Origin of the sequence: Bordetella genomosp. 9 (assembly GCF_002119725.1) — a bacterium.
Classification (GTDB): Bacteria; Pseudomonadota; Gammaproteobacteria; order Burkholderiales; family Burkholderiaceae_B; genus Bordetella_C.
This window is the reverse complement of sequence record NZ_CP021109.1, coordinates 2,224,887-2,239,789: the sequence shown is the minus strand read 5'-3', so window position 1 is coordinate 2,239,789 and position 14,903 is coordinate 2,224,887. Positions and strand designations below refer to the sequence as shown.

Genomic DNA, 14,903 nt, shown 5'->3' with positions numbered 1-14,903 from the left:
GCGGCGGCTTCGGGCTTGGCCGGGGCGCGAGCCTTACCGGTGGCCACGGCAGCTGGCATGGTGATCGGCGCGATGAAAGCCGGGGTTCGCTACAGGACGACCACCGCCTCCACTTCGAACTGGGCCCCCTTGGGCAGGCTGGCCACGCCGACGGTGGATCGCGCCGGATACGGCTGCGGAAACAGGTCTTCCATGATCGCGTTGACCGTGCCGAATTTCGACAGGTCGGTCAGGAACAGCGTCAGCTTGACGACGTTCTCTTTGGTCCCGCCGGCCGCCTGCACGACGGCAAACATATTGGCGAATGCCTGCTTGACCTGGCCTTCGAAGCTTTCGGACACCAGCTCGCCGCTGTGCGGCTCCAGGCCGATCTGGCCCGACAGGTACACCGTCTTGGCGCCGGCGACCGCGACCGCCTGGGCATAGGGACCCACGGCCTTGGGCGCGTCCTGGGTGTGGATGATTTGCTTGCTCATGGCGCGGTCCTCAAAAAGTGAATAGGGAATCTATCGAAGTTTAATCATCCATAGACCGCCGCGAAACCCCCGGGGCGGCCTCGATGGCGGCGATATGTTCACGCTGGGCCAACAGCGCGCCGTAGAGGGTCTGCGCGGCCAGCGGCAGCGTACGCCCGGCGCGCTTGACCAGGTAGAGCGACCGCGTCGGGGCCTTGCCCGCGAGCGGGCGTATCGCCAGGCCCGGGCGGCGGAAATGGAAAAGCGTCATCGCCGGCACGATGCTTACGCCCATCCCGGCCGCCACCAGCCCGGTTACGGTGGCCAGATGCTCGACTTCCACAAGGGGCCGCAGCTTGCGCCGCGCCAGCGCCGCGTCCAGATGTTGGCGCACGCTGCTGTTCGGCGCGAGCTGGATCAGCGGCCATTTGACGACCTGCGCCAGCGTGACCGCCGGTTGCGCGGCCAGCGGGTGGTCGTCCCGGCAGACCAGGTGGAAGCGGTCGGCGTGCAGGAACTCGCTGTCCAGATCCGACATGTCGGCACGGCGCGCGGCCACCGCGAAATCGACCTCGCCGTTGCGGACCATGTCCAGGCAGGCGTCCAGCAGCGCGTCGCGCAGCGTCAATGCAATGCCGGGATAGGCGCGGTGAAAGTCCGCCAGGATGGGCGGCAGCCAGCCGGCCGCCAGGGATGGCAGGGCCGCCACGGCGACGCGTCCGCGGCGGCGCGCCGCATGATCGCGCAGGTCTTCCATGACGAGGTCGAAGTCGGCGAGCAGCCGGCGGGCGGATGCTTCCAGGATGCGCCCTTCGGCGGTCAATTCCACGTGGCGCGTCGTGCGGTCGAACAGCCGCATCCCGGCGGCGTCCTCGATGGCGCGGATAAGGGCGCTGAAAGCGGGCTGCGTCAGGTGACAGCGCTGGGCGGCCCGCGTGAAGTGCTTTTCCTCCGCCAGGGCGACGAAAGCGCGCAGATGCCGGGCCGACAGATTCATGGGGTTTCTCTATCAATCGATCTTTTATTTCTATTTTACGTATGAGCGAGCCCTCCCTATAGTGGCCGCCGGAGACCCTGCAGACAGAACGCCATGTCCAACGAGAAAAGCCCATCCAGGCAAGGCGCCGCAACGCCTGAACAGGCCGGCCCGAGCGAGGCGGCGCCGCTGCTGATCGGCTGTGCGTCCGGCTTTTCCGGCGACCGCACCGACGGCGCGGGCCCCGTGGTCGACACGCTCGCCGCGCGTGGCGGCGGCACCCTGATTTTCGAAACCCTGGCCGAGCGCACGCTCGCCTTGGCCCAGCTGGCGCGCCAGCAGGATCCCCAGGCGGGCTACGAACCGCTGCTGGACGACCTGGTCGGTCCCGTGCTGGCGCGCTGCCACACGCACGGGATCCGCATCGTCAGCAACTTCGGGGCGGCCAACCCCGCCGGCGCGGCGCGCCGCATCGCGCAACTGGCGCGCGAACAGAAGCTTCCCCTGCCCCGCATCGCCATCGTGCATGGCGACGATCTTTCGTCCCCCGACCAACGCGCGCTGCTGCGTGAGCAGTTGGGCGAACGTCTCGACGCGATGGACGTCGTGGCGGCCAACGCCTATCTGGGCGCCAGCCAGATCGCGGACGCGTTGCGCAACGGCGCCGACATCGTGGTGGCCGGCCGCGTCGCCGATCCATCCCTGACCGTCGGCCCCGCACTGGCGCATTTCGGGTGGCGCGAAGACGACTGGGAAAAGCTCGGACGCGCCACCATGGCGGGACATATGCTGGAGTGCGGCACGCAGGTCAGCGGGGGCTATTTCTGCGTTCCGGGGCTGAAGGACGTGCACGGACTGGACCAGACGGGCTTTCCCATCGCCGAGATCGGCGCCGATGGCGACTTCATCGTCGGCAAGGCGGACGGCACGGGCGGCCGTGTGGACGCGCGCACCGCCAAGGAACAACTGCTGTACGAGGTCCACGACCCTGCCCGTTACCTGACCCCCGACGTGGTGGCGGACATTTCCAGCGCCGAAGTGATCGAATTGGGCGGGGACCGCGTCCGGTTGGCCGGCATCACCGGCCATGCGCGGCCGGACACCCTCAAGGTGAATGTCTGTCATCGCGGCGGATGGCTCGCCGAAGCGGAGATCTCCTACGCCGGCGTGCAGGCCGAAGCCCGCGCGCGCCTGGCCGCGGATATCGTGCGCCGGCGCCTGAAGGGCGCGATGCCGCTGCGCATCGACCTGCTGGGGGCGATCAGCATCCTGGACAACGACGCGGGCGTCCTGCGAGACGCCCTGCCCGACGGACACGCGCGCGACGTGCGGCTGCGCGTAGCCGGCGCGCATGCCGAACGCGCCGTTGCCGAAGGCATCCTGCGTGAAGTGACCGCCCTCTATTGCTGTGGTCCGGCCGGCGGCGGCGGCGTACGCACTTCCCTGCGCCCGCGTCTGAACATGATTTCCTGCACCATCGACCGCGCGGCGGTGCAGGCGGGCTGGAGAATGTTCGATCCGGCCAGGGAGCTGCAATGAGCAATATGACACCTTCAGCGGACGCGGCAGCCGCGAACGCGGACGTCTGTGTCCCGCTCTACCGGCTGGCGCACAGCCGTTCCGGCGACAAGGGCGATATCTCGAACTTGAGTTTGATCGCGTGGGACGCCGATTGCTACGCGGTCATCGACGCGTATGTGACGGCGGAACGCGTGCGCGAATGGTTCTCGTACCGGCGCCCCCGCGCCGTCACCCGCTACGACCTGCCCAGGCTGCATGCGATGAACTTCGTTCTGGACGGCGTACTGGACGGCGGCGTCAATGACGCGCTGAACCTGGACGCGCATGGCAAGTCGCTGTCCTTCTGGCTGCTCGATATGCCGGTGCCGGTCAGTCCCGGGCTGGCGGCGCGCCTGCCGGACGTTCCCGGCGGTACGGATTCGTGGCGCGACGCCGTGCGCGGACGCCCGGGCGGTCCGGCCGCGCCGCCGGCGCCCTGAGGCGGCGAACACCTTTACCGGCGTGGGAGCAGCCGCATCGCCCCGCGCCAACCTGCAAGCCCTACAACATCGATAACGACCAAAGGAGACTCATCATGAAGACCCGCGCCTTGCCGGCCATGGCCGCCCTGCTCGCCGCCGTGTGCGCGCCGCTATCGGCCCACGCCGACGACTTCCCCAGCCGCAGCATCACCTTCGTCGTGCCGTTCGCCGCCGCCAGCGCCACCGACCAGATCGCCCGCGCCCTTGCGCAGGGCGTGACCGAACAGACCGGCCAACCCGTGGTCATCGAGGACAAGCCCGGCGCCAGCGCCATGATCGGCGCGCAGGCCGTCGCCCGCGCCAAGCCCGACGGCTACACCGTCTTGATCACCACCAACACCACGCACGCCGCCAACGAACACCTGTACAAGCGCCTGCAGTACGACCCGGTCAAGGATTTCGAACCGCTGACTTTGCTCGGCAAGGGCAGCCAGATCATGGTGGTGAACCCGTCCTTCCCCGCCAAGACCGTCGCCGAATTCCTGGATATGGCCCGCAAGGAACCGGGCAAGCTCAGCTTCGGCAGCGGCAGCTCCAGCAGCCGCATCGCGGGCGAACTGCTGCAGCAGATGGCGAACGTGAAGCTGCTGCACGTCCCGTACAAAAGCAATCCCCTAGCGGTCACCGACCTGATGGGCGGCCAGATCAGCACCATGATCACAGACATGGCCACCGGCCTGCCGCAGGTGCAGTCGGGCAAGCTGCGCGCGCTCGGCGTGACGACCCTGAAGCGATCCCCGCTGGCGCCGGATGTCCCGACCATCGCCGAAGCCGGCGTGCCGGGCTACGAGATGGGCTACTGGTTCGCCGCCTATGCCCCCGCCGGCACGCCGCCCGCGGTCGTCAAGCGCCTGAACGCCCTGTTGATCAAGGCCACCGAAAGCAACGCCGCCAAGCAGTTCTACGCCACCACCGGGACCGAACCGGCAACGTCGACACCCGCCGAACTCGCCGCCTTCCAAAAGGCGGAATCGACCAAGTGGCAAACCATCATCAAACAGGCCGGCATCGAACCGGAATAAAGCGGCAAGAGACCCGATCGAAGGCGCCGCGAATCCACCCCGCCGGCATCGCCCCGGAAGCGACACGTTCCCACACGAGCCGCCCCAAACCACACCCGGGCGCCACACGATCGGGGACGCCGCGGATCCGGCTCCGCCGGTCCGCCAGCGTCGCCCCCTTTGAGGGGGAAGCGCGTCAGCGCTTCGGGGGTGGGCCCCCCGGGGTGGGCCTTACTTCTCCACAAAGGCTCGTTCGACGACATAGTCGCCGGGTTCGCCCACTCCCGGGGAAATCACGAAACCGCGGGCATCGAGCATTGCGCTGATGTCGGCCAGCATGTGCGGGCTGCCGCAGATCATGGCGCGGTCGGTTTCCGGGTTCAGCGGGGGCAGGCCGATGTCTTCGAAAAGCTTGCCGCTTTCCACCAATTGCGTGATCCGGCCCTGGTTGCGGAAAGGCTCGCGCGTGACGGTGGGGTAATAGATCAGCTTGCCGTTGACCATGTCGCCGAAGAACTCGTTGGCCGGCAACTCGTTCTGGATGTAGTCGGCGTAGGCCAGTTCGCTCTTCCAGCGCACGCCATGCACCAGCACGACCTTCTCGAAGCGCTCGTAGACGTCCGGATCCTTGATGATGCTCATGAACGGCGCCAGACCGGTACCCGTGCCGAACAGGTACAGGTGCTTGCCGGGCTTCAGGTCATCGACCACCAGCGTGCCGACCGGCTTGCGGCTGACGAGAATGGTGTCGCCTTCCTTCAGATGCTGCAGGCGCGATGTCAGGGGGCCGTCCGGCACCTTGATGCTGAGGAATTCCAGGTTTTCCTCGTAGTTCGCGCTGGCGATGCTGTAGGCGCGCACGAGCGGCTTGCCGTCGACTTCCAGCCCGATCATGACGAAGTGACCGTTATGGAAGCGCAACGCCGCATCGCGGGTCGTCTTGAAGGAGAAAAGAGTGTCGTTCCAGTGGTGCACGCTCAGGACGCGCTCGGTGTTGAAGGCTGCCATAGGGGGTGATCGAGGATGTCGCGCGGCAGCGTTCCGGGCGCGGCCGCCGGACGGGGAATAAAAGGGCCGTCCGAGATAAGGGAAACGCCGATTTTATACGGATTCGTTGATAAGGGTTCTCAATTGAGCCCAGGAATTGCCATTTGGAGAGACAGATTCGTTCTAAGCAAATAACGCCGCTCATGCTTGGAGTCGCATCGCGCTAAGTCGGCGCCCCGCTTCGGGGGGAGCGGGCGGCGGGGCCCAGCCCTCGTCGCTGTTCGTGTCGCTTCGCCGCTTCCGGCATGGCACGGGCGCATTCGCGACACCCCCAAAAACTGACAGAAAGTTGAACAAAACAGCGATTCTTGGTATCGTCCCGCTCCTCTGACTGATAATAATTTTCGTTCAACAGTCGGCCGTGGGCGCGTCGCGGGCGCCCGGCCGGCCCGTCCGGAGCTCACCTCATGACATCCCCTCGTTTCTCGCTTTCCAGGCTGGCGGGCGCCGTCGCCCTTGCGGCGGCTTGCATCGCGCCCGCCATGGCGGCCCAGGAAGTGACGCTGTACACCACGCGTGAACCCAAGCTGATCCAGCCCCTGCTGGACGCCTACACCAAGGACAGCGGCGTCAAGGTGAACACGGTGTTCGTCAAGGACGGCCTGCTCGAACGCGTCAAGGCCGAGGGCGACAAGTCGCCCGCCGACGTGCTGATGACGGTGGACATCGGCAACCTGCTGGACCTGGTGGACGGCGGCGTCACCCAGCCCGCGCCCTCCAAGACGCTGGAATCCGTGGTTCCCGCCAATTTGCGCGGCGCCGACGGCGCCTGGTACGCGTTGTCGCTGCGCGACCGCGTGCTCTACGTCGAAAAGGATCTGCCCGTCACCTCCTTCCACTACGAGGATCTGGCCGATCCCAAGTGGAAAGGCAAGGTATGCATCCGGTCCGGCCAGCATCCCTATAACACCGGCCTGATTGCGGCCATGATCGCGCACGACGGCGCCGAAGCCACCGAAAAATGGCTGCGCGGCGTCAAGGCAAACCTGGCCCGCAAGGCCGCCGGCGGCGACCGGGACGTCGCCCGCGACATCCTGGGCGGCATCTGCGATATCGGTCTGGCCAACGCCTACTACGTCGGCCACATGAAGAACGCCGAGCCCGGTACCGACGCGCGCAAATGGGGCGATGCGATCAAGGTGGTGCGACCGACCTTCGCCACGGCGAAAGACGGCGGCACGCACGTGAACATCAGCGGCGCCGCGGTGGCGCGCCACGCCCCCAACAAGGACCAGGCGGTGAAACTGCTGGAATACCTGGTGTCCGTGCCGGCGCAAACCCTGTATGCCCAGGCCAATTACGAATACCCCATCCGCGCCGGCGTAAAGCTGGATCCGGTGGTGGAAAGCTTCGGTCCGCTGAAGGTCGATGCACTGTCGGTCGCCGACATCGCCAAGCACCGCAAACAAGCGAGCGAGCTCGTCGATAAGGTGGGCTTCGATAACTGATGGCTTGGTCTTGGGGCGCGGCACTGATCGCGCTGTTGGTCTGCGCCCCCTTGGCGGCGCTGGGATGGCAGGCGCTGGGCGCCGATGCCGGCCACTGGTCGCATCTGGCGCATTACGTCCTGCCGCAGGCGGCTGCCAATACGGGGCTGCTGCTACTGGGCGTGGGCGCGGTGACGGCCGTGCTGGGCACGGGCAGCGCCTGGCTGGTTAGCGCCTATGAATTCCGCGGGCGCCGCATCCTTAGCTGGGCGCTGCTGCTGCCGCTGGCCGTTCCAACCTACATCGTCGCCTTCGCCTACCTGGACCTGCTGCATCCCATCGGCCCGGTGCAAGGCGCCATCCGTACACTGCTGGGCTACGACAGCCCGCGCCAGTTCCGATTGCCAGATCTGCGTTCGCTGCCCGGCGCCATCTTCGTGCTGGGCTGCGCGCTGTATCCCTATGTCTACCTGACCACTCGGGCCATGTTCATGACGCAGGCCGCCAACGTGCTGGAGGCCGCGCGTACGCTGGGCGCGGGCCGCGTCACGGCGTTCTGGCGCGTTGCGTTGCCCATGGCGCGTCCCGCCATCGCGGTGGGCCTGAGCCTGGCCTTGCTGGAAACGCTGAACGACATCGGCGCGTCGGAATTCCTGGGCGTGCAGACGCTGACGGTCTCGGTCTATACCACCTGGATCACCCGTTCCGACCTGGCGTCGGCGGCGCAGATCGCCTTGGCCATGCTGGCCATCGTAGTGGCCCTGATCCTGCTGGAACGCCATGGACGGCGGCGCCAGCGCTATGCGGCCGCGCAGCGCATGCGGCCGATGCAGCCGGTGCGCTTGCACGGCTGGCGCGCGGCGATGGCGGCCGGCCTGGGGACGGTGCCTGTCACCCTCGGCTTCCTGGCGCCCGCCCTGTACCTGCTGTGGGAAACACAGAAGCGCTTGCATCTGGCCGGCGGCGTGTCGCGCCAGCTGTGGGCCGCGGCGGGGAACACGGTTTGCATCGCCGCGGCGGCTACGGTGGTGACCTTGGCCTGCGGGGTGGTGGTGGCCTGGGCCGCGCGCGCCACGCGCGACAGCGGCCGCCGCCGGCCGGCGCAGCTGTATGCGCGGGTGGCCGGGCTGGGCTACGCGGTGCCCGGGACCGTGCTGGCCATCGGGCTGCTCATGCCGTTCAGCCTGTTCGATCGCGCCCTGTCGGCCACGCTGGGCGCGAGCGGCCTGGTTCTGATGGGATCGGTCGCGGCCGTGGTCTGCGCTTATGCGATCCGCTTCCTGGCCATCGCTTCCGGCGGGCTGGAGGCCGGCCTGGCGCGCATCCCGCCATCGCTGGAACAGGCGGCGCGTCTGCTGGGCGAAAGCCCGGGGGGCACGCTGCGGCGCGTGCATCTGCCGCTGCTGCGCCCGGCGATCGCCGGGGCGGCCCTGCTCGTGTTCGTCGACGCCATGAAAGAACTGCCGGCCACGCTGCTGCTGCGGCCGATGAACTTCGATACGCTGGCGACCTGGCTGTACGCCGAGGCCGCGCGCGGCACCTACGAAGAAGGCGCGGTGGCCGCGCTGGCCATCGTCGCCGCCGGCCTCATCCCGGTGATCCTGCTGGCGCGCGGACAGGAACGACTGCCCGCGCCGCGCAAGCCCTGCTCGCGCGCCCGGCCGCAGGGCAATCCCAACATGACCGCACATCATGACCGCATCGCTTGAACTCGATCGCCTGAGCCTGGCCTACGACACGCCGCGCGGCATGCTGCGCGTGGTCGACGACTTGTCCCTGACCTTGGCGGGCGGCCATATCGGCTGCCTGCTGGGGTCCTCCGGCTGCGGCAAAACGACGGTGCTGCGCGCCATCGCGGGTTTCGAGCCTCCCATCGGCGGCCGTATCCTGCTCGATGGCGCGGTGCTGTCCCGCCCCGGGCTCTGCATAGCGCCGGAGCGGCGCCGCGTGGGCATGATGTTCCAGGACTATGCCCTGTTTCCGCATCTGAACGTGCGCCGCAATGTCGCCTTCGGGCTGCGGCGCCTGCCGCGCGCGGAGCAGGAACGCCGCGTCGCCGAAATGCTCGAAATGGTGGGATTGGCGCAGGCCGCCGACAGCTATCCCCATGAACTGTCCGGCGGCCAGCAGCAGCGCGTCGCGCTGGCCCGCGCGCTGGCGCCCTCGCCCGACCTGCTGCTGCTGGACGAACCGTTTTCGAATCTGGATGCGGATGCGCGCGAACGGCTGGCGTTCGAAGTGCGGGATATCCTGAAGCACACGGGGCACACGGCGATACTGGTCACGCATGACCAGGCGGAGGCCTTCGCCATCGCCGACCGCATCGGCATCATGACCGAAGGCCGCGTCGCGCAGTGGGATACGCCGTACAACCTGCGGCATCATCCTGCCACGGCTTTCGTGGCGGATTTCATCCGCCGCGAAGCGCTGGCCGAGCGCCGCGCCGCGGCTTATGCCCGTGGCGCACGCCCGGCGGTCGCTGCGGAGTAATGGCACGGCGGGTTAACGACGCTGCCGGGTAACGACACCGCCGTGCAACGGCGCGGCGCAGGCGCGCCACCGCTCTATTTCCCTCGATATCCGAGGCGCGCCGAAAGTCTCGCGGCCGCCTGCCCCAGCGCCTGCGGGACTTCGCCATCCCAATCCGGTCCCAGGCGCTCGGCCTGGCATGTGGTCGATATCGCCAACACCATGTCGCCCCGCGCATCGAACACCGGCGCGCTGAAGGCGTTGACCACGACCTTGTGCCGGGGCGATGGCGCGCACCCTACCGCTCGCGCCATGCCGTGCTGGCGCGCCTCGGCCAGGCGCAAGGCGAATTGACCGTCGTCCGGGCTGCCTTCATTGGCGCGCTCGCGCAATTCGCGCTGCACGGCTTCCTCGACTGCGCTGGGATGCATAAAGGCCGCGAAAGCCAGGCCGGTCGCGGACTGCGTCAAGCTGACCACCACGCCTGTCTGCAGAAACGGACTGACGGGCATGGCCGACGGTTCCCAGCGGATGATGGTCGGGCCCTTGTTGCCCCACACCGCCAGTCCTACCGTGCGCTGACCGATGCCCTCGCAGACCTCGGACAGCGCCGCGCCTGCCATGCGCACCGCTTCCAGCGCCGCCATGCCGGCGTTCTCGCCCGAGGTCCCTTTGATCTCGCCCAGGTCATGCGCGAAGGTGACGCGATAGCGTCCGTCGCCGAACGCCAGCGGCCGGTGCGTGCTGCGGTGTATGCGCTCGACCTGGCCGATATACACCACATGATCGCCGCCCGGATACGCAGCGATCCTGCGGCATTCCAGATGCGCCGCGCTGTCCTCGATGATGGGCACGCTACCCAATCCGGCGCGGACCGCGATGCCGGCGAACTTATCATCGCCGGACTTGGCGAACTGGTTGGAGACGTGCACCTGGTGGTCCGCCAGGATATTCACCACGAAGCGCTCGCACTCGCGGAAGGCGGGATAACTGCTGGACGTCAGCGACTGGCTCCACAGGATCAGCGGGGGGTCCAGCGACACCGAACTGAACGAATTGGCCGTCACCCCGTAGGCCTTGCCCGCGGCATCCACGGTGGTGACCACGGTGACGCCCGTGGTGAACGCGCCCAGCGTGCGGCGGAATTCCCGATGATCGAATGTGTCCATGAATAGTCCCGGGCCGGCGCGGCCCCCTCCTTTTGGTCAGACTGCGCACAGTCTAGGAGGCGCCGATGCGCGGGGACAATTAGCGGAATTGAATGCGTCTATAGCGAACGGGAATGAAAGCCTTGCGCGCCGCCCCAGGGTTTTTTTCCCGCCGTGGCGCAAAGTGCGAAACCAGCCGGCTCAAGCAATGCTTTCCAGCGTCGCCTTGAAATGCTTGCGCAAATAGGTCTGGAAGGTGCTCGCCGCCGCGTTCAGTTCGGCCTTGCGTCCCACCAGGCTCCCGTAGCGCCGCGACGCATCCAGGTCCGACACTTCGAGCGTGATGCGCGTCCGGCGTCCGTTGTTCTGCGCCATGCTGCGGGGCAGCAGCGTGATGCCGTTGCCCGCGTCTATCATGCCCAGCAGCGTCGGCAACGTGGCAATGCTCGCCGGATTGAAGGGCGCGCCGCGCGCCGCGTATTCATCCTTCAGGCGCTTCCAGAGCAGCTTGTACCTGTCCAGCATCATCAGCGGATACGGCAGGATCATGTCCATGGTGACCCGCTTCGCCGACGCCAGGGTATGGCGCGCCGGCACGACCAGCAACATGGGCTCTTCGGCCAGCAGCTGGAAACGCAGCCCGCGCGGCGTACCGTCCAGCGCGGCGACCGCCAGGTCCGCGCGGCCCTCGGCCACTTCCCGCAGCACCTGCTCGTAGGGCAGATCGTGCAGCACCACGCGAACGTCGGGATAGCGCTGGGTATAGGCATGAATCAATGAGGGCATGACGGTGGCCGACAGCATCGGCGTCACCGCCACCGTCACCGTATTGCGTTCGTGATCGGACGCAGCGCGGAAGCGGCCCAGCACCTCGCGCAATCCCGCCACCGCTTTTTCCGACGCCTCGCTAAGCAGCAGGCCATCGGGCGTCGTTTCGACGCGCCGCGTGGTGCGCATCAATAGCTTGACCCCCAGCTTGTCCTCCAGCCGCCGGACGCGATTCGTCACGGCCGGCTGCGACAGGTGCAGCTTGCGCGCCGCGGTGCTGAAACTGCCTTCCCGCACGACCCACAGGAAGGTTTCAAGTTCCGCCAGCTCCAGGCGGGTCAGCGAGGTCGGGTCGGGGGATTTATTCATATCGGTTATGAATGTATCACAGCGTGGAAATTGTCTTCGAGGTAGGGCGAGCCAATACTGCCTATCGAATTTTCGTCATCCTTCACGCACCCGATCGAGCCCCGACATGACCAAGCCGCAACGCCAAATGACCCTGGTCGCATTCCTCCAGGCCCAGAATTGCACGAACTATGTGGGCTCCTGGCGACATCCGTCAAGCATGACCGATTACCTCTCGCCGGAGTACTACCAGCGCATCGCGCGCACGCTGGAAGACGGCAAATTCGATATGGCTTTCTTCGATGATCGTCTCGCGATGCCCGACATCTACGGCGCAAGCCATCGCGATACCGTCAAGCACGGCGTGCGCGCGATCAAGCTGGAGCCCACGTCGGTGATGATGGCCATGGCCATGGCGACATCGCGCCTGGGCCTGGGCGCCACCTACTCCACCACATACTACGAACCCTTCCACGTGGCGCGCCTGTTCGCCACGCTGGACCTGATGTCCAAGGGCCGCGTCGCCTGGAACGTGGTGACTTCGATGAACGATTCCGAGGCTGCCAACTTCGGGCATGCCGGACACCTGGAACATGACCTGCGCTACGACCGCGCCGACGAGTTCATGGAAGTGGTGATGGGCCACTGGGACACCTGGAAGGAAGGCGCCATCGTCGCCGACAAGGAAAACAATTACTTCGCCGACCCCGACCTGGTCACGCGCCTGGACCACAAGGGGCGCTTCTTCAATTCGCGCGGTCCGCTCAGTGTTCCGCGGTCGCCGCAAGGGCATCCGGTGATCCTGCAGGCGGGCCAGAGCGGCCGCGGTCTGGCCTTCGCCGCGCGTTGGGCGGAAGTCGTCTTCGCCAAGTACCCGACGCTCGAAAACGGCAAGAAGCAGTACCAGGCGCTGAAGGATGGCGTGGCCAATGCCGGACGCGACCCCGACGGCACCAAGATCGCCGCCGAAGTAAAGATCATCGTGGCCGAGACGGAAAGCCTGGCGCGCGAACAGCGCGACCTGGTGGCCAGCCTGTCCCGCCCTATCGACGGCCTGACCATGATCGGGGAAACCCTGAACATCGATTTCTCCGGCCGGCCCTACGAACAACCGTTCACCGACGAAGAACTGGCGGCGGTGTCCTGGCAAAGCCTGCGCGACAAGGTCGTGCAGGTCAGCGGCAAGCGCAATCCTTCGGTCAAGGACTTCGTCGAAGCATCCGGCCGCGGCACGCTCAACGATGGCCCGGTGTTCTGCGGCACCGGCAAACAGGTGGCAGACCAGATGGAGGAATGGTTCAAGACCGCCTGCGACGGCTTCGTGCTGTCCGGCACCTCGGTGCCCGGCACCTACGAGGACATCGTGCGCCTGGTCGTGCCGGAATTGCAGAAGCGCGGCCTGTTCCGCAAGGAATACGCCGACACCACGCTGCGCGGCAACCTCGGCATCCACAAGCCGCGCGCCGGCGATTGGCGCGGCCGCGCCTGAGGAGACGCCATGACCCGCAAGAGCGTGCGCATGATGTCGGCCAGCGGCATCCTCGGCTACGGCTTCCCGGAAGCCTCGCTGAACGCCGCCCTGGCGCTGAAGCCGGACATGATAGGCGTGGACGGCGGTAGCAGCGATCCCGGTCCGCACTATCTGGGCTCGGGCAAGACGCTGAACTCGCGCCTGGCCATGAAGCGCGACCTGGGGCTGCTGCTGCGCGGCGCCATCGCCAACGGCATCCCCATGATGGTCGGCACCTGCGGGGGCGCCGGCGGCGCGCCGCACCTGACGGCCTGCGCCGACATCATCCGTGAAGTCGCCGCCGAACATGGTCTGCACTTCAAGATGGCCTTGATCGAAGCGGAGCAGGACAAGGCATTCCTGCTGGAGCAGCTGGAGGCCGGCCGTATCAAGCCGCTTGGCAATGCCGCGCAGGTGACGGCGGCCGATATCGAAGGGGCCGTACGCATCGTCGGCATGATGGGGCCCGAGCCCTACCTTGCGGCCCTGGAGGCAGGCGCCCAGGTCATCCTGGGCGGACGCGGCACCGATCCCGCGCCCTGGGCGGCGCTGGCCATGCACCACGGCCTGCCGCCCGCGCCGGCCTGGTACGCCGGCAAGATTCTGGAATGCGCCTGCAACGCCGCCATCCCGAAGAAGCACGATTGCCTGATGGTGACTGTGGGCGAGGACTACGTCGAAACAGAGCCGCTGAACCCGGAGCTGCGCTGCACGCCGCTTTCCGTGGCCGTCCAGGCGCTGCACGAAAACGCCAGCCCCGTCATCCGCCACGAGCCGGGCGGCGTGGTCGATTCCAGCGAATGCCGCATCGAAGCCTTGACCGACCGCCGCGTGCGAATCACGGGCATGCGCTGGCTCGAACGGCCCTACACCATCAAGCTGGAAGGCGCACGGCAGGCCGGCTACAGCGCCATCGCCATCGCCGCCACCCGCGACCCCGGCTTGATCGGCCAGCTCGACAGTTTCATGGCCTTCGTGCGCGAGTCGACTGCCACCAAGGTCAGGGCGCTGGGCATCGCGCCGGAAGACTATCAGCTGGTGCTGCGCCTGTATGGCCGCGACGGCGTCATGGGTGACTGGGAACCGCACCCGGACGACGCACCGACCGAGGTCGCGATCATTGCGGAGGTCGTGGCCCGCAGCCAGGACGTCGCCAATGCGGCGCTGGCGCTGGCACGGGTGACGCTGCTGCATTCCGATTTCCCCGGGCGCATGTGCCGCGAAGGAAACATGGCCTTCCCCTTCTCGCCGTCGGATATCGAACGCGGTCCCATCTACGAGTTCATGCTGCATCACGTCATCGAAATCGACGATCCGTTGCGCATGTTCCCCATCCGCTACGAACAGGTCTAGGAGCCGCCATGGTCAAACTCAAGCACATCGCCAAGGCCTGCAAGAGCAAGAACGCGGGACCCTTCTACATCACGCTGGACATCATGTTCGACAACGCCGCGCTATTCGAGCGGGTGCGGGAAACCGGCGTGATCACCGCCGAACTGATCGCGTCGCTCTATGGCGTGGATCCGAAGGACGTGTTGTTCACCGAGTACCCGCCGGCATTGGCATGGAAGGCCACCTTTGCCCGTCGCATTCCATCGGGCGCGGTGGGCGACACCGACATCTACGGCGCCCAGCAGCACGCGCCCCTGCTCGATATCGAAATTCCGCTGGACATCGCGGCATAGCGGCGCCAGGCGCCAAGAGCCGCCCAC

13 protein-coding genes and 1 pseudogene are annotated in these 14,903 nt (G+C 67.0%); 9 read left to right on the top strand and 5 right to left on the bottom strand.

The window, feature by feature from the left end:
* Positions 1–89 precede the first annotated feature (89 nt).
* Together CAL13_RS10400 and CAL13_RS10395 are read right to left on the bottom strand one after the other, a co-directional pair.
* Positions 90–476 carry a Rid family detoxifying hydrolase gene (locus CAL13_RS10400; protein ID WP_086057329.1) on the bottom strand — a complete coding sequence of 129 codons (387 nt, stop codon included), beginning with the start codon at positions 474–476 and terminating at the stop codon, positions 90–92.
* 40 nt (positions 477–516) lie between these two features.
* Positions 517–1,452, bottom strand: a complete 936-nt coding sequence (locus CAL13_RS10395; protein WP_086057328.1) for a LysR family transcriptional regulator — start codon at positions 1,450–1,452, stop codon at positions 517–519.
* A gap of 93 nt (positions 1,453–1,545) precedes the next feature.
* On the opposite strand from CAL13_RS10395, the gene CAL13_RS10390 reads away from it, so the two are divergent.
* From CAL13_RS10390 to CAL13_RS10380, 3 genes are all read left to right on the top strand, one after another.
* The gene (locus tag CAL13_RS10390) at positions 1,546–2,970 is read left to right on the top strand and encodes an acyclic terpene utilization AtuA family protein (protein WP_086072317.1); all 1,425 of its coding nucleotides are present in this window, start codon (positions 1,546–1,548) and stop codon (positions 2,968–2,970) included.
* Positions 2,967–3,431 carry an AtuA-related protein gene (locus tag CAL13_RS10385; RefSeq protein ID WP_232467806.1) on the top strand — a complete coding sequence of 155 codons (465 nt, stop codon included), beginning with the start codon at positions 2,967–2,969 and terminating at the stop codon, positions 3,429–3,431. The genes CAL13_RS10390 and CAL13_RS10385 overlap by 4 nt, the downstream gene beginning before the upstream one ends.
* Positions 3,432–3,526: 95 nt before the next feature.
* On the top strand, positions 3,527–4,495 hold the full coding sequence (locus tag CAL13_RS10380; protein ID WP_086057326.1) for a Bug family tripartite tricarboxylate transporter substrate binding protein: 969 nt from the start codon (positions 3,527–3,529) through the stop codon (positions 4,493–4,495).
* Positions 4,496–4,705: 210 nt separating this feature from the next.
* Here the strand turns inward: CAL13_RS10380 and CAL13_RS10375 are convergent, their stop codons facing one another.
* Complete coding sequence (locus CAL13_RS10375) at positions 4,706–5,482, bottom strand: ferredoxin--NADP reductase (protein WP_086057325.1); 777 nt, start codon at positions 5,480–5,482, stop codon at positions 4,706–4,708.
* Positions 5,483–5,928: 446 nt separating this feature from the next.
* Between CAL13_RS10375 and CAL13_RS10370 the strand changes: the two genes are divergently transcribed.
* The 3 genes and pseudogenes from CAL13_RS10370 to CAL13_RS10360 all read left to right on the top strand — a co-directional run bounded on the left by CAL13_RS10370 (position 5,929) and on the right by CAL13_RS10360 (position 9,438).
* Positions 5,929–6,969, top strand: a complete 1,041-nt coding sequence (locus tag CAL13_RS10370) for a Fe(3+) ABC transporter substrate-binding protein (RefSeq protein ID WP_086072316.1) — start codon at positions 5,929–5,931, stop codon at positions 6,967–6,969.
* Positions 6,969–8,561: pseudogene (locus tag CAL13_RS10365) on the top strand (ABC transporter permease); the annotation flags it as partial. The gene CAL13_RS10370 and the pseudogene CAL13_RS10365, both read left to right, overlap by 1 nt.
* Before the next feature lie 79 nt (positions 8,562–8,640).
* Complete coding sequence (locus CAL13_RS10360) at positions 8,641–9,438, top strand: ABC transporter ATP-binding protein (RefSeq protein ID WP_086072314.1); 798 nt, start codon at positions 8,641–8,643, stop codon at positions 9,436–9,438.
* A gap of 74 nt (positions 9,439–9,512) precedes the next feature.
* Here CAL13_RS10360 and CAL13_RS10355 read toward each other — a convergent pair whose 3' ends face one another.
* Both CAL13_RS10355 and CAL13_RS10350 read right to left on the bottom strand, forming a co-directional pair.
* Positions 9,513–10,586 (bottom strand): flavin reductase, encoded by a 1,074-nt coding sequence (locus CAL13_RS10355; protein WP_086072313.1) that lies wholly within the window; start codon positions 10,584–10,586, stop codon positions 9,513–9,515.
* A 180-nt stretch (positions 10,587–10,766) separates the two neighbouring features.
* Positions 10,767–11,702 carry a LysR family transcriptional regulator gene (locus tag CAL13_RS10350; RefSeq protein WP_086072312.1) on the bottom strand — a complete coding sequence of 312 codons (936 nt, stop codon included), beginning with the start codon at positions 11,700–11,702 and terminating at the stop codon, positions 10,767–10,769.
* Between the two features lie 106 nt (positions 11,703–11,808).
* On the opposite strand from CAL13_RS10350, the gene CAL13_RS10345 reads away from it, so the two are divergent.
* The 3 genes from CAL13_RS10345 to CAL13_RS10335 are packed head-to-tail and all read left to right on the top strand — an operon-like array spanning position 11,809 to position 14,876.
* A complete protein-coding gene (locus tag CAL13_RS10345) occupies positions 11,809–13,170 on the top strand; it encodes an LLM class flavin-dependent oxidoreductase (protein WP_086072311.1) in 1,362 nt (453 codons plus the stop codon).
* A gap of 9 nt (positions 13,171–13,179) precedes the next feature.
* Positions 13,180–14,544: an acyclic terpene utilization AtuA family protein gene (locus CAL13_RS10340; protein WP_232467805.1), complete on the top strand. Its 1,365-nt coding sequence runs from the start codon at positions 13,180–13,182 to the stop codon at positions 14,542–14,544.
* Positions 14,545–14,552: 8 nt separating this feature from the next.
* A complete protein-coding gene (locus CAL13_RS10335) occupies positions 14,553–14,876 on the top strand; it encodes a DUF4387 domain-containing protein (protein ID WP_086072310.1) in 324 nt (107 codons plus the stop codon).
* Positions 14,877–14,903 lie beyond the last annotated feature (27 nt).